The sequence below is a fragment of the Psychrobacter sanguinis genome (assembly GCF_020736705.1).
Taxonomy (GTDB): Bacteria; Pseudomonadota; Gammaproteobacteria; order Pseudomonadales; family Moraxellaceae; genus Psychrobacter; species Psychrobacter sanguinis.
Window position 1 is genome coordinate 696,524 of the sequence record NZ_CP085990.1, and the last position, 20,762, is coordinate 717,285.

Genomic DNA, 20,762 nt, shown 5'->3' on the forward strand with positions numbered 1-20,762 from the left:
TCTTTGCGACCCATAACAACCTAAGTTGTTACCTTTCGCCATGCCACCTACGCTAATAGGTATAGGCATGGAGGAACTCTTTACACAGTAGTAAGTCCTGCTACATCAGCTAACGCCTGAGAGCGTATATTGCTTGCTGCATTGGTATCACGGTCATGGTGTGTTTGACAGCTAGGACACGTCCAATGACGCACCGATAACGGCAGAGTGTTTAATTTGTAATGACAATGCGAACAAATTTTACTACTAGCAAAGAACCGACTCACTTTTAGAATGTTTTTACCATACCAATTCGCCTTGTAGGTAAGCAGGGTAATAAACTGCCCCCAACCCACGTCATTAATCGCTTTGGCAAGTTTTCGGTTCTTTACCATGTTTTTCACACCTAAATCTTCTATCGCATAGCTTGTCGCTTGGTTTTCACAGATAAGGCTATGCGTGATTTTGTGATGTAAGTCTAATCGAGCGTTGCGTACTTTTTCATGAATACGAGCAACAGCTAATTTTTGTTTTTGATAGTTCTTACTGGTCTTTTGTTTACGAGCAAAGATTTTTTGCTGTATAGCAAGTCGTTTACTGGCTTTGGCTAAATGCTTTGGGTTATCAAATTTGCTACCATCTGATAGATTGAGTAAGTGACTAATACCTAAGTCAATGCCAACCGTTAATCTAGGTTCAATGGTCGTAGGCGTTGGCAATATATCAGCATTATCAACCAGTACGCTTGCATAGTATTTGCCTGTGGCGGTTTTACTAATAGTAACGGTTTTGATATTACCAACAAATTCACGGCTAAATACGGTTTTGATGCCTTTTATTTTAGGTAGATTGATAATACCTTGCTCAAAGTTTACGGTGCAATGTTGAGGGCATTGATAACTACGCTGTGGGATTTTTTTAGATTTGAACCGTGGAAATTTGGCATGACCTTTGAAGAAGTTAGTAAAAGCGGTATAGACATTTAGTAAGGCATTTAGTAGTGATTGGCTATTGACCTCGTTTAGCCATGCAAACTGAGCTTTCTTTTTCTTTTTTACTAAATGGCTTTGGATTTTGCTACGTGATAATGATTTGCCAAACATAGCATAGTAGCGTTTTTGCAATGCCAACGCCCAATTGAACACAAACCGACTACAGCCAAAATGCTTTTCGATTAGCACTCGCTGCTCACTGTTTGGGTAAATTCTGTATTTATAGGCTTTAAGCATGGTTTGTCAGTCAACTTGAATATAGGTATAACTTAGCATTATTTGCATTTAGCATCAATTATCAGCAATAAACCTAAATCCTTAGAATAGGTCGCCCGTGCTTACATCTCCACCTAAATCAAAGATTATAGGTGGAGAATTACGCACGATAAGTTAAAAAGACCTGTTATTTAGAAATCAGCCTGCTGCTTTGCACAGGCTGTTTTTTATTATGGATATTTTTTTATTATCGTTATTTAATGCTTTAAAATTACAGTTATTTAAGGTTTTAAAACCGACTAAAGAGCACAATATCTGTTGCAGATAGCCACTAGAGCAATCCTACTATTAACTGTTAATATAAAGGCTATCCATTTAAAGTAAATGTATAAAACACATCTATAAAAATAGCCATATACAAAACCATCAGGAGACAGGACGTGCAAACCCATAATGAAGTTCTAAAACGCGTCGAAACGCTTAATCCTACCCACGTCGAGCTGATAAACGAATCAATGAATCATGCCGGCTACTTTGAAGGTAAAGAGAGCCACTTTAAATTAACCGTGGTCAGTCCAGATTTTGAAGGTAAAAGACGGGTAGCAAGACACCAGCTTATCTATAGCCTGATGGACAATTTGATGACCAGCCAAGGCGGTAGTATTCATGCCTTAGCCATCCATGCTTATAGCCCAGATGAATGGCAACAGCAAAATCAGACTGTGCCTGCCAGCCCCCTTTGTGCCGGTCAAAATAAAGCCTAACTGTTGAATAAAACCTAACTTTTGACCTCACTTATTTAATTTGCTAGCCAACTGGCTCGAGGAAACTATGAAACACTTACATATGTTAATGGCGGTAATTACCGTGGTGCTCTTTTTATGGCAGAGCTATTTAGTCATGACCAAAGGCCAACGTTTCGATAAAAAAGGCAAGATTGCCACTCATGTAGTTTATACCCTATTGATTATCTCAGGGGCATTAAATGTCATGCCTCTATTACAAGCGGACGCTCCGCTTCAGTGGGTTGCTGCCAAAATTATATTACTCATAGCAGCAATAAGTGCTAGTATTAAAGCCTTTAGAGCGACGGCGACACCCGCCCAAAGCAGAACCGGTATTTTTATCGCTTTCATTGCTTACGTGGCAATTTTTGTATTGGCCTTTGTTAAGCCAGGCAACTTTATGTAGCCTCAATTGAGGTCGCTTTGGCTAATGTTGCTGCGGTTGACCTTAAATCACCGTGGCATTCATACCAAACACTTTGGGTCTCAAGATATACTCCCTCGCTTAACTAACCATAAACTTAGGAATTTTTTATGCCAAACTTCAGCGTTAAATCTTTGATGGCTTCTGCCGCAGTCGCTGGCAGTGTGCTTATGCTAAGTGGCTGCGCAACGACGGGTAATGTGTCGCCACAATATATTCCGCCTAGCAATTATCAAGGCTATGACTGTCCCTCTTTGTCTCAAGAATACAATCGCATTCAAAGCTATATCAATACTGAGAGCAAAAATTACTCAGGATTAACCACCACTGGCGTGGGTGTGGGTGTTTCTGCCGGACGCTGGGGTTTCTCACCCAATATTAATATTGGGGTAGGCAAAAGTAATAATAATGCTGCACGCGATGCCAAACTTTCTCGTCTATTTGGCGAAAGAGATGCGGTGGTACAAGCGGCACGTATGAAGCAGTGTACCTTTGCCACAAAATTAAAAGTATATGGCGAATCTTAATCATTATTTTATCACCGGTCGCCGTAAAACCACCCCCTTCAGGGGGTGGATATAAGGCGACATACACTGTCGTAAGAAGCAGTTAAAGGGTTGTAAGTTAAAATTAACCTGGCCATACTAAGCATATGAAAACACTCAAACTACGCATCAAAGACAAACATGCAAACCAGCTAAACAAACTAGCTGGGAGTATTAACTATGCGTGGAACTATGTTAATGCGTTAAGCTTTGAGCATTTAAGACGCACAGGTAAGTACTTTTCAGCTTATGATTTAAGCCAATATACCAAAGGTAGCGGTGAGTATTTAGGATTACACAGTCAAACCTTACAAGCCATTAACGAGACTCATGCCAAATCTCGTAAACAATTTAAAAAAGCCAAACTTAACTGGCGTACCAATCGTGTGGATGCCAAACGTAAATCACTTGGGTGGATACCTTTTAAGAAATCTGCTATCAAGTATTTGCAAACAAGGCAGACAGGTAAGAAGGCACTTAAATCAACCATACAGCTATCCTTATCTAAAGGTCAAAAGCTCATCATCGATGTATTCGATAGCTACAACCTAAGCCTATATCAAATTAATACCTTAGAGATAGTACAAGACAATCGTAATCGTTGGTATGCGTGTATCACCGTTAAAGACTTTCCTAAGCAAGTAAGTGGTAAGGGCAGCGTTGGAATTGATTTGGGCTTAAAAGAGTCTGCTACTACCTCAATGGGTGATAAACTTACTATTAAGCAGACCCAAAAATGGTCTAAAAAGCTTGCTATCGCCCAGCGTGCTAGCAATAAAAATCGTGTTAAAGCAATCCACGCAAAAATAAAAAATACAAGGTTAGACTTAATTCATAAATTCACCACCAAGCTTGTTCAAGATAATGCTTTAATTGTGGTTGGTGATGTTAAATCACGCTCATTTACCAATAAAAAAAACAAGCTAGCTAAATCGACATATGATGCAGGTTGGTTTGAACTTAAACGACAACTGGAATACAAATGCAAGTATGCAGGTTGTCAGTTTGAGATGGTAAATGAAAGTTACACTACCCAGACCTGCTCGTGCTGCCTTAAAATAAGTGACAGTAGTCCGAAAGGTAGAGCAGATTTGCGAATAAGAGGATGGAGGTGTGCTGAGTGTGGCACATGGCATGATAGAGATATCAATGCCGCTAAGAACATCCTTGCGGTCGGGCTTGACCGTCTAGCGGTAGGAATCCCCTCGGTTTAGCGAGAGGGGAGGAAGTCAAAATCTCTTATAACTTCGGGTTAACCTTTAAAGCATAGCTTAGCGACAAGGACCGGCTAAAGAATAAGGCAATAAACATCATGAGTCAGCCCACAACACAGACAGCTTTACCTAAAAATAGTAACTCTGCTTACCAGAAAGCACCCCATTTTGAACGCTCTGACTATCAACGGGTGGTCATTACCGGTATGGGTGCCATTACGCCCTTAGGATTGGATGTGGAAACCACTTGGCAACGCTTAATTCAGGGCGAAAGTGGTATTAAGCCCATTACTCATTTTGATGCCTCAACTTACCGCGCTCAGTTCGCTGGTACGATTGAAGAGTTTGATGCCAGTCACTATATGGCGGCCAAAGAATCCCGTCGCTATGATACCTTCGTTCATTATGGAGTCGCTGCTGCGAGCATGGCACTTAAACAAGCGGGCTTTATTAATGAAGTTTGTGCCGACCCTACGCCGGTTAATAATGTCGATGCTGACCGTTTTGGGGTAATTATCGGTGCGGGTATTGGGGGTCTACAGACTTTAGAACACAACCGAGATGCCCTTGCCAATCATGGGGTTCGTAAGGTGTCTCCATTTAGCTTACCCGGTTCTATTATTAATATGGCGGCCGGTATGGTCGCCATCAAGCACAATCTACGTGGTCCTAACTTAGCCACTGCCACCGCCTGTACTTCAGCAGCTCATGCCATTGGTTTGGCTGCTCGCTTAATCGCTTATGGTGATTGTGATGTGATGTTGGCCGGAGGTAGCGAAAAAGGCTCGAGTCCACTAGGTATGGCCGGATTTGCCGCTATGGGCGCGCTATCGACTCGAAATGAAGAGCCAACTCGTGCCAGCCGTCCGTTTGATAAAGACCGTGATGGCTTCGTATTGGGCGATGGGGCTGGAGTGTTGGTACTAGAAAGCCTGACCCATGCCAAAGCCCGTGGTGCCACCATCTTAGCAGAACTGGCGGGATTTGGTATGAGTGATGATGCCCATCATATCACTGCCCCACCATCTGATGGTAACGGCGCTGCTAGAGCCATGACCCTAGCCATTAAAGATGCCGGTATTGACCCTTGTGACATTGGCTATATCAATGCTCATGGTACCAGCACCCCTGCCGGTGATGTCGCTGAGTCGCAAGCCATCGAAGGCATCTTTGAGGCTTGTAAGGATCGCTTACTGGTCAGCTCTACCAAGTCAATGACCGGTCACTTATTGGGCGCCGCAGGGGCAATAGAAGCCATCTTTAGTATTCAAGCCTTGCTCGAGCAGACAGTGCCACCGACCATCAACTTAGACAATGTCGATGAAAAATGCCGTTTAGATTATGTGGCCAATAAAGCACGCACGGTGACGGAGCTGAATTATTCAATGTCAAACAGCTTTGGCTTCGGCGGTACCAATGGCTCGCTAATCTTCTCGCGCTGGTCTAAATAAGCGCCGCTTCATACTGCGTATAATTATATTAATATCCGCCCCTTATCAAACTCTGATGGAGACAAATTAACATGGCACAAGTTGCATTCTCACACCAATTTTCTCATCGCTGGATTAATGCCCCGCAAGCTGTTAAAGAGGCTCTAATTCAAGAGTTTGAAGACATTATGCAGTTGCTCGAAGAAGACACTGATTTAGAGACTTTTGAATTTACTGTGCCCGACTTACATGCTCATATCGATGCCATTAATGCCGAAGTGGCCGCCGAAAAAGAAGTGGCTCGCCTTGAAGCGGAAAGACTAGAAGCTGAACGTATCGAGGCAGAAAGACTTGAGCTTGAAAAAATGGAAGCCGAACGCTTACTGCTGGAAAAACAAGCCGCAGAGCAACAACGCATCTTTGACGCCGAAGAAGCGAATCATTTGGCTAACCTTACTGAACAAGAGCTATCTCAGCCATATCCGCAGGGTGTAGAAAATTTAGAAGATACTGAAGTAATTGGCGTTGAGGAAGACAATATTGAGGCAACACTTAACGATCAAGTGACTCTTACTACCGAGAGTCAGGATCCTGAAGTTTCTAGAGAGCAACCGCTAGAAAACCCAATCACCGAGCTAGACGCTGTTATAAACGCCCCTGCCCCTTTTACCTTTGACAGCAGTCGTTCAAACGCTGAACTGGATGAGGACTTTGTTAAAGAGCTTGAAAGCCGAATTGATGACTATTTAAGTGAGCAGTTGGCCAATATGTCTGAAGATTTGAAATCTTGGCTGCGTGAACAAGTGGCCAACCGCTTAAATAACAAATAGCCATAAAGCCAATCATTTTTAAAACAGTCACTTTTAAATCAGACATCTTTGAACAAGCAAGCAGCCTTTAATACAGTTTACTTTTAAAAAAACTGGTCTTACTGGCCTTTAAGCGAGAAGATAACCTGCAACTTACTCGTGTAGCACTTTATAAATGGTATTGGCCATAACCTTGCCGATACCATTGACCCCCTCTAATTCTTGTTGAGAAGCGCCAAGAAGCTGCTGCAAACCGCCAAAATGGTTTAATAAATCACGGCGACGTTTTTCTCCCAGCCCAGGAATGGCCTCTAGCACTGAAGACGAACGGCGCTTGTCACGTTTTTTACGATGCGCAGTAATGGCAAAGCGATGCGCCTCATCGCGGATATTCATAATTAAATGCAGCGCTTTTGAGTCCATGGGTAAGTCTAAAGGCTCATGATTAATAAAATGCAGCACTTCTAAGCCTGCTTTACGCCCCTCGCCCTTGGCGACCCCAATCAGCAAAGTATCATTTAGGATACCCAGTTCAGTCAATACATTCTTAGCCATATTCAATTGGCCTTTACCACCATCGACCAATAAAATATCTGGCAATGCATGCTTTTTATAGCGACGGGTTAAAGCTTGAGCCATGGCCGCATAATCATCGCCGTCTTGCACCCCATGAATAGCATATTGACGATAATCTCGTTTGCGTGCACCACCTTGGTCGAACACCACACAGCTGGCAATAGTCGCCTCACCCATGGTATGTGAAATATCAAAACACTCAATTCTATCGATATTGGCTTTTGTCACCGGCTGTAGCACTTCTTTTAGCGCCCCAAATCTAGCATGTAATTCTAAATAATCGCCGAGCTTAGTTTTTAAAGCATTATTGGCATTGAGCTTCGCTAGATCTAACCACTCTGCACGGTGCTCACGGACATTGGTTTTAATAACGGTCTTACTGTCAAAATGAGTGCTCAGAGCTTCTTGTAACGCCTGCTGGTCAGGTAACTCATGACTAATAATAATTTCTGCGGGTAAGTCATCCGTCACTTGGAAATAAAACGAGGTAATAAAGGCGGAAAGGTTATCACTAATCGGTTCACTGCTGTCCACATCAGGGAAGTAGTTTTTACCGCCCAATACTCGGCCACCACGGACGGTCAACACATTGACACAGGTCATGCCTGCTTGACTGGCAATAGAGATAACATCTGCTTCACCTTGCACGGTATAGACGGCTTGACGTGATTGAACCTCCCGCAACATAGACAACTGGTCACGATAAAAGGCCGCTTTTTCAAAGTCTAAACTGTCCGCCGCGCCTTCCATTTTTTCAATTAATGCTGCGTGAATGTCACTGGAGTCCCCTTTCAAAAACCGAATGGTATTCTGGACGTCAGTGGCATAATCTTCAGGAGTTACCAAGCCCACACAGGGCGCTCGACAGCGTTTAATTTGGTATTCAAGACAAGGACGCTGGCGCTGACGAAAGAAGGTATTGGTACATTGACGCATCTGAAACATTTTTTGCATCAACGCTAAGGTCTCTTTGGCAGCATGCGCCGAGGGAAACGGTCCGAAAAACTTGCCTTTTTGGTGCTTGGCTTTACCACGCCCATAAGCCAGTCGTGGGTACGGGTCATCTGCTGAGATAAACACATACAGGTAAGATTTATCATCACGCAGCAAGACATTATAGGGAGGACGGTGCTCTTTAATAAGGTTTTGTTCAAGCAGTAAGGCTTCTGTTTCACTACGGGTAATAATGGTTTCAATATTATGGATGCGTGAGACCAGCGCCCGAGTCTTAGGGTGATCGATGGTCTTCGCAAAGTAGCTATTTACGCGGCTCTTTAGGGATTTCGCTTTGCCCACATAAAGAATATCGCCATTTTTACCCACCATTTTATAAACACCTGGCAAATTAGGCATGCGTTTAATCAAATGCTTAAGCCGTGCTTGTTTATCATCAACTGCTGTCGTTGGGGACTGATTCACCATAGTTTATGAAACCAAAATATATTAAAGATACCCTTATTTATGGGGCTTTACCGTACTTATTACAAGCTAATCTAAGAAGCATAAAAGTCTTAATATCGACACAAAAAAGCTGGCTTAAAGCCAGCTTTTGTATCAATAGTTGCTACTATTGACATACTCCCACCACCAAACCTAACGGTTATGGTGGGGGAATCTTTGCGACCCATAACAACCTAAGTTGTTACCTTTCGCCATGCCACCTACGCTAATAGGTATAGGTATGGAGGAACTCTTTACACAGTAGCACGTCCTGCTACATCAGCTAACGCCTGAGAGCGTATATTGCTTGCTGCATTGGTATCACGGTCATGGTGTGTTTGACAGCTAGGACACGTCCAATTTCTGACTGACAACGGCAGAGTATCTAATTTGTGATGACAATGCGAACAAATTTTACTACTAGCAAAGAACCGATTTACCTTTAGGATACTCTTACCATACCAATTCGCCTTGTAAGTAAGCAGGGTAACAAACTGACCCCAGCCAACATCATTAATCGCTTTGGCAAGTTTTCGGTTCTTTACCATGTTTTTCACACCTAAATCTTCTATCGCATAGCTTGTCGCTTGGTTTTCACAGATAAGGCTATGCGTGATTTTGTGATGTAAGTCTAATCGAGCGTTGCGTACTTTTTCATGAATACGAGCAACAGCTAATTTTTGTTTTTGATAGTTTTTACTTTGTTTTTGTTTACGAGCAAAGATTTTTTGCTGTATAGCAAGTCGTTTACTGGCTTTGGCTAAATGCTTTGGGTTATTAAATTTGCTACCATCTGATAGATTGAGTAAGTGACTAATACCTAAGTCAATGCCAACCGTTAATCTAGGTTCAATGGTCGTAGGCGTTGGCAATATATCAGCATTATCAACCAGTACGCTTGCATAGTATTTGCCTGTGGCGGTTTTACTAATAGTAACGGTTTTGATATTACCAACAAATTCACGGCTAAATACGGTTTTGATGCCTTTTATTTTAGGTAGATTGATAATACCTTGCTCAAAGTTTACGGTGCAATGTTGAGGGCATTGATAACTACGCTGTGGGATTTTTTTAGATTTGAACCGTGGAAATTTGGCATGACCTTTGAAGAAGTTAGTAAAAGCGGTATAGACATTTAGTAAGGCATTTAGTAGTGATTGGCTATTGACCTCGTTTAGCCATGCAAACTGAGCTTTCTTTTTCTTTTTTACTAAATGGCTTTGGATTTTGCTACGTGATAATGATTTGCCAAACATAGCATAGTAGCGTTTTTGCAATGCCAACGCCCAATTGAACACAAACCGACTACAGCCAAAATGCTTTTCGATTAGCACTCGCTGCTCACTGTTTGGGTAAATTCTGTATTTATAGGCTTTAAGCATGGTTTGTCAGTCAACTTGAATATAGGTATAACTTAGCATTATTTGCATTTAGCATCAATTATCAGCAATAAACCTAAATACTTAGAATAGGTCGCCCGTGCTTACATCTCCACCTAAATCAAAGATTATAGGTGGAGAATTACGCACGATAAGTTAAAGGATTAGTGTCTAAAGCTTGGCATTAATGCTGGGATACCAGGCAGCATACCAACCATTGCCATGACCACAGTTAATAACACAAACATGAATGCAGGGATAATCCAGCGACTCATTTTACTCAGACCCGCACTGCGCTCTTTTGAGCCAATTAGGCCTAGGTTATCTAACAACATAGTTAAAGACCAACCAAAGGCTGGATTCACCAATGCTGAAGCGAACACCACAATGGCCGCAGATTGAGTGGTTTTCCCTTCACGAGTCATTTCCATACCCGCTTCAAGTAACGGAATAAATACCCCCACAATCAATGCCACACACATCACTGGCTCCCAAATGGCTAAATCCATAGGGTAGCCCCAGATCGCAGCAACAACACACAGTACTGCCGTTAAAATAGCACCGGCTGGGATAGGACGTTTGGCAATGGCCGCAGGTACAATATATGTACCCCAAGATGAGGTAAAGTTGGCACCGCCCAGTGCTGAGCCGACTACTTGACGAATCGAAGCACTGGTCATGGTGTCATCAATGTCCATAATCACGCGTTCGGTACGTTTTGGATAACTGATCTTCTGAAATACCTGATGACCCAAGAAGTCTGGTGACCACATGGCCACTGCCAATACCGCAAATGGCAGTACCACAATGAAGCTTTCTAAATTAGGCAGACCTAGCATCCAACCAGTGTTTTCACCCCACCAATACATAGGGCTTAGGTGTGGTAGACCAGGCGCGGTCTCAAACTGGAATGGCGCACCCAATGCAAAAGCAGTAACCCCACCCAACACACAACTTAAGGGTACGGCCAACCAACGTTTGTTGTAATTTTCCAAAATAGCATACAACACAATAGTGCCCAAAATGACCACAAAAGCAATGTGTGGCATATTGATGTCTTTCGACCATGCTAACAGCTTAGTAACCTGCGAGGTAGTACCGATAAAGCCCAAATATAACAGAAGACCCCCGCACACCCCTTTACTGGTCAGATTTGCCAGCAAACTTCCACCTTTACTGATGGCGAGCAACATCCCAAATAGACCGATTAGTAAGCCGAAAGCCATGGGGTGACCGCCTGCCAATACCACGATAGGAATAAGCGGAATCAACGGACCATGAGTACCCGCTAAGTTGGCAGTCGGTAGTATAAAGCCTGAAAACAGAATCACAAAGAATGAGACAATCAATAGCTCATAACGCACGTTTTCTAAGATAAAGGCATCGCCTAAATTTAAAGCACCGGCGAAAGTTGCGGCAATAGCACCGACCATCACGACTTTACCAATGGTAGCCGCTACGGCAGGAATGGCATCTTCATATTCAAAACGGTAGTCCCGGAAGGGGAGGTTGGGTTTCCAGCGCTTGGGTTGCATGATTTGCAACTCATGATTTAGGTAGGCATCACGGCTAGAAAAACTGGAGCTAGGCTTATGCAATTGCTCATAAGTGCCTGTTAAAGCAACAGCATCGTCCTCTATAGGGGCATTACTAGACTGCGGCAATGAGTCATTACTCATGGTATCTCCTTATACACGGTATCTTCCTTGATTACAGGACTGTTCAATACAACTAAATAGCTGCAATAAATGTGGTTAACTATTGTAATCTAACTGACATAATAATACGAGCAAATTTTAATGCTAACACCCTGATTTAGTTAAAGTTACTCGATCTTATAATGCGAAAAACCCTCAACCTTTTCAGATTGAGGGTTTTTCCTGATAACTTGGAGTTACCAGCTCTTTTTGGTATACAACTAATTAATGCTTTAACCTAATATTAGGAGTGGCTTAGATACCTGGTGCAGTTTCTACTGCATCTGGAACGTTCGCGCTAGTTTTGCTCTGACCATCTTCGCGACGCGCAGATAACTTTTCACGAATACGTGCAGACTTACCAGAACGCTCGCGTAAGTAGTAAAGTTTCGCACGACGTACAGCACCACGACGTTTCACTTCAATGCTATGAATAATTGGTGAATGTAACTGGAAAGCACGCTCAACACCGATACCGCTTGAAATTTTACGTACGGTAAATGCAGAGTTAAGACCACGGTTACGCTTAGCGATTACCACACCTTCAAAAGCCTGAAGACGCTCACGGTCACCTTCGCGTACTTTTACTTGAACGACTACAGTATCACCAGCAGAGAAGTTAGGACGCTCAAGTAGTTGTGTGTTTTCAACTGCTTGTACTAATGGATGTACATTACTCATGAGATTGCTCCTCACATGGGACGGCATAGGCTAAGTCGCATACCACCCGTTTATAATAATAACCCCTTGGGCTTAATAGTGAGCTTACAGGGGAAACAGGAATAAGAAATCGGTTTTGATTGCCATCAATATTGAATCAATAGCGCCAGTGGCCTTGAGGTGATTTTAAATCACTGCAATTAAGGACATTGGTTTGAATCTGGTATAAATAAAATAGTGAAGTTAAACGTTAACAAAGAATATAAAAGGTCTATCACCTAGCTACTTTATCTCGTTTTTAACTTTTTTGAGCAAGCGAGCTTGCTCTGCGTTTGGGGTAAATTTTTGCCACAAGTCAGGTCGTCTTTGTTGAGTACGCTTCACTTGTTCGACAAACCGCCACTTTGCAATATTGGCATGGTGACCAGAAAGAAGGACTTCGGGCACCGCCAAACCTTCAAATTCATGAGGCTTAGTATAGTGTGGACAATCTAGCAATCCCTCTACAAAAGAGTCTTGCTCAGCGGACTTAGCATCACCCATCACATCGGGCAATCTACGAATCACACTGTCCATCACTACCATTGCAGGTAGCTCACCGCCAGTTAATACAAAATCTCCAATTGAGATTTCCATATCGACGTAACGCTGCAAAAGTCGCTCATCAATGCCTTCATAACGTCCACATAGCAGAATCATTGCATCATATTGACGTAATGTCATCACTGCCGCTTCATCGAGCTTATCACCTTGCGGGGATAAGTAAATCACGGGGCAATGCGCTGCCTCAGTAGAACAGCCATGTTGACTGGCTTGCGACTTGGCATACTCAATGGCTTTGGCCAAAGGCTCTGCCATCATCACCATACCGGGACCACCACCAAAGGGGCGCTCATCTATACGGCGATAATTGTCTATCGTAAAATCTCTAGGATTTATGCACTCAATAGTGACTTGCTTATTTTGTACGGCTCTACCGGTGATGCCAAACTCGCTAATAGCGGTAAACATCTCAGGCAAAATGGTGATGACAGCAAAGTACATCAGGTCACCTCCAACTTAATAGTCCGTCAAAATAATGACAGCTTACTTAAAATAAAAAACGTTAACTTCAATCAAAAACTTAAGTAATTATCGACAAGTAAATGCCGACTTAAATTATTGAATTAAAAATCACGTTCCCAATCTACAATCATCTGTCCCGCTGCCAAATCGACCACATCGACAGTTTGCTTGTGCCAAGGAATCATACGTGGCTCATCATCGATACTGTCTTTACTAGGCACTACCTTCATAATCGGGTGTGCACCGGTTTCAAACAATTCTTTAATGGTGCCAAGACATTCCTGTTGCTTATTAATAACACTTAAGCCGACCAAATCAGACCAGTAATACTCGTCTTCTCCAGTCTCAGGTAAGCTGTCTTTATCAATCCAAATACTAACGCCATTCATGGTTTCAGCAATATTACGATCAGGCACTTGCTCAAATTGAGCTACAATACCCGTTCCTTGCTTACGCCATTCAGTAACGGTTAAAGGTTTAAACCCTGTTGCCGTTTTCATCCACCAAGGAGAATAACTAAAAATAGCTTCTCGGTCCTCAGTTTCACTAAAAACCCATAACCAGCCTTTAATGCCGTATGGTTTTTTTAGTTGTCCTATTTTCATAAGACTGTCAGCGTTTGGTGTTGTCATAAGACATGCTCAGCCACAATTAATAAAAAAACAATTACTCAAAACTGCGTTGCAATGAGATACACTCTCATTGCAGAACACACTATGTCTTAAGCAGTTACTTCTTCAGTTGCAGGCTTATAACCTTTAGCCAATGCTTTAACGCGATCTGAAGGCTGTGCGCCTTTTTCGATCCAAGCATTATAAGCATCCATATCTAGACGAAGTTCAACTTCTTGACCTTTCGCTAATGGGTTATAAAAACCTAGATTTTCGATGTAACGGCCATCGCGTGAACGACGTTGATCTGCTACAACAACTTGATAGAATGGGCGTTTTTTGGCACCGCCCCGTGCTAAACGAATAACAACCATTTGAGTTCTCTCTTCCGTAGGTATACCAAAAAGGGCATAATTATATCAGAATACTAATGACTTGGAAACCTTTTACTTAATTAAAACTGTCACCCTGTTAAATTACTAAGCGATGTGCCAATGAATAATGCTTCCTCTCGTCCCGCTTCTTCTCGGTTGCGTACAAAATCCTTTTCAAACACTTGGCAGACCACCATTGCAGTCATGGTCATGGTGACCGTCAGTGTGGTCGTTTCAATCTGGTTTTTTTGGCGAAGTTTGTACTTACCGGAATTAAAAAACCATGCCCGTTACCTCACCACAGAGCTTAAGCTGGTAACGGCGACTCGCAAGCATTGGGGTGAGAACGAAGAGGTTAGACAGTGGATTCTTGCTAATAATCACGTGGTGGTCGTAGAAGACCCCAGTCAATTTCCTGATGTTTCAGATAAAGCTTTGGTTGGTTTCTTCACTGATGTTATTCAGGAAGAAATCAGCAAAAAGCTCGGCCATGACAGTGTGGTTTATTTTAAATTCAAACCAACGCCACAACTCTGGGTTCAGGATACAGCATCGCCAGAGTTTTGGATACGTGAACCTGTTATATTTTATGCACAATATAGCCCAAGTTCGTTAATTTTCTTTTTATTGGGTATCCCTTTATTTACTTTATTGACTATCCTACTGTTGGTTCGCCAATTAAACCGTCCGTTACGTAAGCTGCAACAAGCGGCCACCAATTATATCCGCTTGGGCAGTGCCACTACCCTACCCACCAATACAGGGACCACTGAGATTCGTCGGGTTAATATGGCCTTCAACCGTCTGTTTAGTACCCTTAACCAAGCCCAAAAAGAACGTACCATCATGCTTGCTGGTATTTCACATGACTTACGCACGCCCTTAACTCGAATGCGCTTAACGGCAGAAATGTTGCCTGACGAGTTCTTCCGCGAAGGACTCATTTATGACATTGAAGACATGGATGCGATTTTAGAGCAATTTATTTCCTTTATGAAAGATGGCTCTGATGAGGCCGTCAGTCTGACCAATTTAGACAGCATTTTTAGAGAGATCATGGTGCAGTTTGCGCCCTTAGAATTTATCTATCAAACCGATGGTTTAAGAGAGGTGGCGATACGTCCACTGTCTATTAAACGTTTGATCATTAATCTCATCGTGAATGCACAGCGTTACGGTAAGCCGCCTATTTATCTGACCGCGACCATTACCCCCACTTTTAATTCGCAAGATATCGATCCAGACGATGAGAAATCCGTGTCCACACCAGGTATCGTGCGCAAGGCCAAAGAGCAGCTTATCATCTGTGTCCGTGATTGCGGCCCAGGGGTAGCAAATGACCAATTAGAGCGCATTATGCAACCATTTGAGCGCGGTGAATCGGCTCGGACGACTCAAGGTAGCGGTCTAGGTTTGGCCATCGTACAGCGGATTGCCGGCCTGCATCATGGTACGGTTGAGGCCATTAACCATCCTGAAGGGGGATTACAAGTCTGTGTGCGCATTCCTCTGGTATCTCAAACCCAATCTACACTGAATGACGACACGGATGAAGATACTGAGTCTTAATGGTTATTTATTCATTTATTGATTGGATCAAGTTTGATTGTGAGTCATACCATTGACATACTCCCACCACCAAACCTAACGGTTATGGTGGGGGAATCTTTGCGACCCATAACAACCTAAGTTGTTACCTTTCGCCATGCCACCTACGCTAATAGGTATAGGCATGGAGGAACTCTTTACACAGTAGCACGTCCTGCTACATCAGCTAACGCCTGAGAGCGTATATTGCTTGCTGCATTGGTATCACGGTCATGCTGTGTTTGACAGCTAGGGCACGTCCAATTTCTGACTGACAACGGCAGAGTATCTAATTTGTGATGACAATGCGAACAAATTTTACTACTGGCAAAGAACCGACTCACTTTTAGAATGTTTTTACCATACCAATTAGCCTTGTAGGTAAGCAGGGTAATAAACTGCCCCCAACCGACATCATTAATGGCTTTGGCAAGTTTACGGTTCTTTACCATGTTTTTCACACCTAAATCTTCTATCGCATAGCTTGTCGCTTGGTTTTCACAGATAAGGCTATGCGTGATTTTGTGATGTAAGTCTAATCGAGCGTTGCGTACTTTTTCATGAATACGAGCAACAGCTAATTTTTGTTTTTGATAGTTTTTACTTTGTTTTTGTTTACGAGCAAAGATTTTTTGCTGTATAGCAAGTCGTTTACCGGCTTTGGCTAAATGCTTTGGGTTATCAAATTTGCTACCATCTGATAGATTGAGTAAGTGACTAATACCTAAGTCAATGCCAACCGTTAATCTAGGTTCAATGGTCGTAGGCGTTGGCAATATATCAGCTTTATCAACCAGTACGCTTGCATAGTATTTGCCTGTGGCGGTTTTACTAATAGTAACGGTTTTGATATTACCAACAAATTCACGGCTAAATACGGTTTTGATGCCTTTTATTTTAGGTAGATTGATAATACCTTGCTCAAAGTTTACGGTGCAATGTTGAGGGCATTGATAACTACGCTGTGGGATTTTTTTAGATTTGAACCGTGGAAACTTGGCATGACCTTTGAAGAAGTTAGTAAAAGCGGTATAGACATTTAGTAAGGCATTTAGTAGTGATTGGCTATTGACCTCGTTTAGCCATGCAAACTGAGCTTTCTTTTTCTTTTTTACTAAATGGCTTTGGATTTTGCTACGTGATAATGATTTGCCAAACATAGCATAGTAGCGTTTTTGCAATGCCAACGCCCAATTGAACACAAACCGACTACAGCCAAAATGCTTTTCGATTAGCACTCGCTGCTCACTGTTTGGGTAAATTCTGTATTTATAGGCTTTAAGCATGGTTTGTCAGTCAACTTGAATATAGGTATAACTTAGCATTATTTGCATTTAGCATCAATTATCAGCAATAAACCTAAATACTTAGAATAGGTCGCCCGTGCTTACATCTCCACCTAAATCAAAGATTATAGGTGGAGAATTACGCACGATAAGTTAAAAAAGCCCAAGGTAATTACCTTGAGCTTTTTATTAGGAAAAAATCTGTCAGTTATTAATAAACTAGCACTTATTAGTAAAAGAACGCGCTTAAACTAGTCATCGCTTTCGATAATTTTGCGTGCCCCTTTCTCTTGGGTAAGCTGATCGGCAGAGATAGTTTGAGTGAGTGGTTTGATAGGCCAGCGCATAGTAAACCGTGCCCCACCTAGCTTAGGACTCTCGTCCACCGACATTGTACCGTTAAACCAGAAAGCAATTCTTGATACGATAGATAAGCCTAAACCATAACCACCCGAAGCGCGAGTACGACTGTCATCCAAACGGGCAAAAGGCACGAAAACCTTATCCCTGTCTTCCTCAGGAATCCCATGACCATCATCTTCTACAGTGACAAACGCATCACCCTTACGCACACCAGCACTGATGATAATTTTTGAATCGGCATAACGCAGAGCATTACCTGCCAAGTTTTGAACCACGCGGTGCAAGTAGCGTCTGTCAGCCACTGCGGTAACCTTGGGGCCAGGGGCAATACCAATGACTTCAATAGGTTTGCCTAAAGCATTGGTCTCTCTGACAATTTGATCCACTAGGTCTTTTAAAACGATAGGCTCTAAATCAAGTTTAGGAGACCCTTCCTCTAGCTTAGCGTAGGTTAAAATTTCATCAATAAGACCGTTTAAAGACTCGATGTCCTCATCAATATAGTCTCGCTGCATTTCCCGTGATTCTTGATCATCGGTATCCGCCAACATGTCTACTGCAAAACGAATACGGGCCACTGGCGTCCGCAGTTCATGCGATACTGCACGGGTCAACTCACGCTGTGCCTCAATCAAACGCTTGATGTGTTCGGTCATGGCATTAAAGGTAGCGGCCAATCGGGCAATCTCATCTTGACCCACCACTTGTACTCGGGTATCTAAGTTACCATCGCCGACTTCATTAACCCCAGATTGAATCAATTGCAGTTTACGCTCAAGTGGGAAAATTAACGCATAAACCCCCAAACTTATGAGGAACATGCTAATTAATACCACACTGATAATCAAATTAAAGGGAAACCATTTAAACAAACTGACTGGGCCAATAACCACTGCCATATTTTCCAGTTCAGACGGTGCAATAATTTTAATAGAAGAGTCATCTGATCGTGTGCTGTCGCGGAAAAGCATTACCACTTCATCTCGATCTAGACGGCGCAGCTGATCGTCATCCAACTCCAATTTATCAACGTTTTCGATACTGAGCGGAAAAGCAAATTGCTTAGAAATTTCATTCAGGCGCTGTCTTTTACTTTTTAGATCCTTATAGTAAGACAAGTCATTTAGTAATAATACCGCCATAGCACGCACTTGTTGCTCTGTGACTTTGCTAATACGCACCGTAATAACGTTATCTTCTCCCTCAATCGGATGAAAAATATCGGCATACGCTGGCTGTGCTACGTAACGCACCACCGTTTTATTTTTTTCTAACCGTTTAAGTTCGCTAGCCTTAAAGTCAATCTTAGCTTCGGGCTGGATACTAAATTGATTGCCAAACAACTGACTAATGTCATTGAGCCAATATTCACGCTGGGTTTCTGATGACTGTTGTTGCAAACCAGAACTGACCAAATACAAGGCCCCAGTTGCTACGTTTTCCCGGTAAGCTTGAATACGTTCTTTATTGATGGTGTCTACCAATAGCTGAGCAAAAAGTGCCACAAACAGACAAACCAATAGCAGCCCTGCATAGATGCGTACAAAAATACTGTGTTTTAATGATGAGAATATTGGCATACGAAATCTAATGAATTTAATTTTGTCCTAGTTTACCCTAAATTGAGTTTTTAACCTATACAACCAATTGTCCAGAGTCCAGCCTAAATTATATAGGCTTAATGACGTTATATATTTCTATATTTTGTTGTTGTAAAAGTAGATTTGTAAAAATAGCCGACTTTAATGTCGTTCTAGCATCAAAACTTAAACAATAAAAAGGCCAGCCTAAGGCTGACCTTTTTAATTTAAAATGATGAGCAATCAATAATTACTCACCCTACGGCTTGTAGTTAAATCTAGTACTTAAATAAAGTGCTATTTAAATAAAGTGGCTTAGTTGCCTTCTTTAACAAACAAATAGCCTTTACTACGAACTGTCTTAATACGTTTTGGATTTTCTGGATCATCGCCAATCTTAGGACGGATGCGTGAAATACGCACGTCAATCGAACGATCCTGACCATCATATTCAATACCGCGTAGACGCTCAAAGATGTCTTCACGAGATAAAATACGACCAGCGTTAGAAGCCAATAACCATAAAAGGTCATATTCAGCACTGGTAAAGTCAACCAGCTCACCGTTTAGAGTAACTGAGCGGCCACCATTATCGATCACCAATTCACCAAATTCTAGGCGTTGTGGTACTTCTTCAGAAGGCGCGTTTTCAGAGCGGCGTAATAAGGCACGAATACGAGCCAATAGTACGCGAGGCTGTGCAGGTTTGGCCACATAATCGTCGGCACCCATTTCTAGACCCAATACTTGATCCATGTCTTCTGTACGAGCAGTCAACATTAGGATTGGACTATGATAGTGTGGACGTACTTCACGGCAAACTGTCAAACCATCACTACCTGGCAACATTACATCAAGTACAACCAAATCAGGTTGCTCATTAATGATACGGCGAATCGCACGGTTACCATCGGTTTCAATAGCCACATCCATGCCATTCTTAACCAAATAGTCTTGGGTTAGCATGGCCAAACGCTCATCATCTTCGACGATTAATATTCGTGGGGTTTGTTCTTCTTCATTTGTAGACATTCTTATTTCCTCAAAAAAATTAAACCTTAATCAGGGTCTTTTTTAACGTATTCAAGTCGATATATTAATAAACAGTTACAAGCCTTAGTATATATACATTAATCCATAATGTAATTAGTAATATACGTAATCTTAGCACATAAAAAAACAGCCTAGTATAGGCTGTTTGATTATTTTGATAAGCAGTTAACACTTACTCAACAGTTGACGCTAGTTGGCGTAGATTGCCTTACGCACGGTTACGATATTTTCTAATCGTTTGTAGCTGTGCCACAGACTCTGCAAGTGACGCCAATGCAGCATTTGTCTGTAAAGTTTCAGACTGATTGACAAGCATTTGCTCTGCTTGTTTACGAGCTTCAATAATCTTCGCTTCGTCTAAGTCATCTGCACGTACTGCAGTATCTGCAAGTACGGTGACAAGCTTAGGCTGAACTTCAAGAACCCCACCAGAAACATAGATAACTTCTTCGCTACCGTCTGGCAATTGGATTCTCATTGAGCCCGGCTTTAATAGTGTGATAAGTGGGGTGTGACCCGCTAAAATACCCACTTCACCTTCACTACCCGTCGCAATTAACATACTGATCTCACCAGTATAAATCTCTTCACGAGCACTCACTACTCGGCACTGTAAGGTTGCCATGCGACTCTCCGTTATTAACTCATTAACTTGCTAATTAATATACACATTAATCTTTGATAGACGATAATTTAA

19 protein-coding genes are annotated in these 20,762 nt (G+C 42.3%); 7 read left to right on the plus strand and 12 right to left on the minus strand.

Annotation, left to right across the window (positions count from 1 at the left end; translation table 11 throughout):
- Positions 1–80: 80 nt before the first annotated feature.
- On the minus strand, positions 81–1,208 hold the full coding sequence (locus LK453_RS02965) for a transposase (protein ID WP_227954062.1): 1,128 nt from the start codon (positions 1,206–1,208) through the stop codon (positions 81–83).
- A gap of 419 nt (positions 1,209–1,627) precedes the next feature.
- Between LK453_RS02965 and LK453_RS02970 the strand changes: the two genes are divergently transcribed.
- The 6 genes from LK453_RS02970 to LK453_RS02995 all read left to right on the plus strand — a co-directional run bounded on the left by LK453_RS02970 (position 1,628) and on the right by LK453_RS02995 (position 6,415).
- Positions 1,628–1,951, plus strand: a complete 324-nt coding sequence (locus LK453_RS02970; protein WP_201538618.1) for a BolA family protein — start codon at positions 1,628–1,630, stop codon at positions 1,949–1,951.
- A gap of 67 nt (positions 1,952–2,018) precedes the next feature.
- Positions 2,019–2,378 (plus strand): SirB2 family protein, encoded by a 360-nt coding sequence (locus tag LK453_RS02975; RefSeq protein WP_007394491.1) that lies wholly within the window; start codon positions 2,019–2,021, stop codon positions 2,376–2,378.
- Between the two features lie 128 nt (positions 2,379–2,506).
- Complete coding sequence (locus LK453_RS02980) at positions 2,507–2,923, plus strand: hypothetical protein (RefSeq protein WP_007394492.1); 417 nt, start codon at positions 2,507–2,509, stop codon at positions 2,921–2,923.
- 125 nt (positions 2,924–3,048) lie between these two features.
- Entirely contained in the window at positions 3,049–4,155 is a 1,107-nt protein-coding gene (locus LK453_RS02985) for an RNA-guided endonuclease InsQ/TnpB family protein (protein WP_227954063.1), read from the plus strand.
- Positions 4,156–4,253: 98 nt separating this feature from the next.
- Entirely contained in the window at positions 4,254–5,606 is a 1,353-nt protein-coding gene (gene fabF / locus LK453_RS02990) for a beta-ketoacyl-ACP synthase II (RefSeq protein WP_201538536.1), read from the plus strand.
- A 71-nt stretch (positions 5,607–5,677) separates the two neighbouring features.
- The gene (locus LK453_RS02995; RefSeq protein WP_201538538.1) at positions 5,678–6,415 is read left to right on the plus strand and encodes a hypothetical protein; all 738 of its coding nucleotides are present in this window, start codon (positions 5,678–5,680) and stop codon (positions 6,413–6,415) included.
- A 132-nt stretch (positions 6,416–6,547) separates the two neighbouring features.
- Here LK453_RS02995 and uvrC read toward each other — a convergent pair whose 3' ends face one another.
- From uvrC to rpsP, 7 genes are all read right to left on the minus strand, one after another.
- Positions 6,548–8,392 (minus strand): excinuclease ABC subunit UvrC, encoded by a 1,845-nt coding sequence (uvrC, locus tag LK453_RS03000; protein WP_007394497.1) that lies wholly within the window; start codon positions 8,390–8,392, stop codon positions 6,548–6,550.
- A 272-nt stretch (positions 8,393–8,664) separates the two neighbouring features.
- A complete protein-coding gene (tnpB, locus tag LK453_RS03005) occupies positions 8,665–9,792 on the minus strand; it encodes an IS200/IS605 family element RNA-guided endonuclease TnpB (protein WP_227954064.1) in 1,128 nt (375 codons plus the stop codon).
- A 161-nt stretch (positions 9,793–9,953) separates the two neighbouring features.
- On the minus strand, positions 9,954–11,468 hold the full coding sequence (locus LK453_RS03010) for a DUF3360 family protein (RefSeq protein ID WP_201538509.1): 1,515 nt from the start codon (positions 11,466–11,468) through the stop codon (positions 9,954–9,956).
- 273 nt (positions 11,469–11,741) lie between these two features.
- Positions 11,742–12,167: a 50S ribosomal protein L19 gene (gene rplS, locus LK453_RS03015; RefSeq protein ID WP_007394500.1), complete on the minus strand. Its 426-nt coding sequence runs from the start codon at positions 12,165–12,167 to the stop codon at positions 11,742–11,744.
- Positions 12,168–12,428: 261 nt separating this feature from the next.
- Positions 12,429–13,190 carry a tRNA (guanosine(37)-N1)-methyltransferase TrmD gene (gene trmD, locus LK453_RS03020; protein WP_007394501.1) on the minus strand — a complete coding sequence of 254 codons (762 nt, stop codon included), beginning with the start codon at positions 13,188–13,190 and terminating at the stop codon, positions 12,429–12,431.
- Between the two features lie 122 nt (positions 13,191–13,312).
- Complete coding sequence (gene rimM, locus LK453_RS03025) at positions 13,313–13,843, minus strand: ribosome maturation factor RimM (protein ID WP_007394502.1); 531 nt, start codon at positions 13,841–13,843, stop codon at positions 13,313–13,315.
- Between the two features lie 89 nt (positions 13,844–13,932).
- Positions 13,933–14,196, minus strand: coding sequence for a 30S ribosomal protein S16 (rpsP, locus tag LK453_RS03030; RefSeq protein WP_007394503.1), 264 nt, complete (start codon positions 14,194–14,196; stop codon positions 13,933–13,935).
- Positions 14,197–14,316: 120 nt separating this feature from the next.
- Here rpsP and LK453_RS03035 point away from each other — a divergent pair, with 120 nt between their 5' ends.
- Positions 14,317–15,765: an ATP-binding protein gene (locus LK453_RS03035; RefSeq protein ID WP_201538507.1), complete on the plus strand. Its 1,449-nt coding sequence runs from the start codon at positions 14,317–14,319 to the stop codon at positions 15,763–15,765.
- A gap of 176 nt (positions 15,766–15,941) precedes the next feature.
- Here LK453_RS03035 and LK453_RS03040 read toward each other — a convergent pair whose 3' ends face one another.
- The 4 genes from LK453_RS03040 to LK453_RS03055 form a co-directional block, all read right to left on the minus strand.
- The gene (locus tag LK453_RS03040; RefSeq protein WP_227954065.1) at positions 15,942–17,069 is read right to left on the minus strand and encodes a transposase; all 1,128 of its coding nucleotides are present in this window, start codon (positions 17,067–17,069) and stop codon (positions 15,942–15,944) included.
- Positions 17,070–17,320: 251 nt separating this feature from the next.
- Positions 17,321–19,012, minus strand: a complete 1,692-nt coding sequence (locus tag LK453_RS03045) for an ATP-binding protein (protein WP_201542023.1) — start codon at positions 19,010–19,012, stop codon at positions 17,321–17,323.
- Positions 19,013–19,327: 315 nt separating this feature from the next.
- Complete coding sequence (locus LK453_RS03050; RefSeq protein ID WP_007394508.1) at positions 19,328–20,044, minus strand: response regulator; 717 nt, start codon at positions 20,042–20,044, stop codon at positions 19,328–19,330.
- A gap of 229 nt (positions 20,045–20,273) precedes the next feature.
- Positions 20,274–20,690 (minus strand): F0F1 ATP synthase subunit epsilon, encoded by a 417-nt coding sequence (locus LK453_RS03055; RefSeq protein ID WP_007394509.1) that lies wholly within the window; start codon positions 20,688–20,690, stop codon positions 20,274–20,276.
- Positions 20,691–20,762 lie beyond the last annotated feature (72 nt).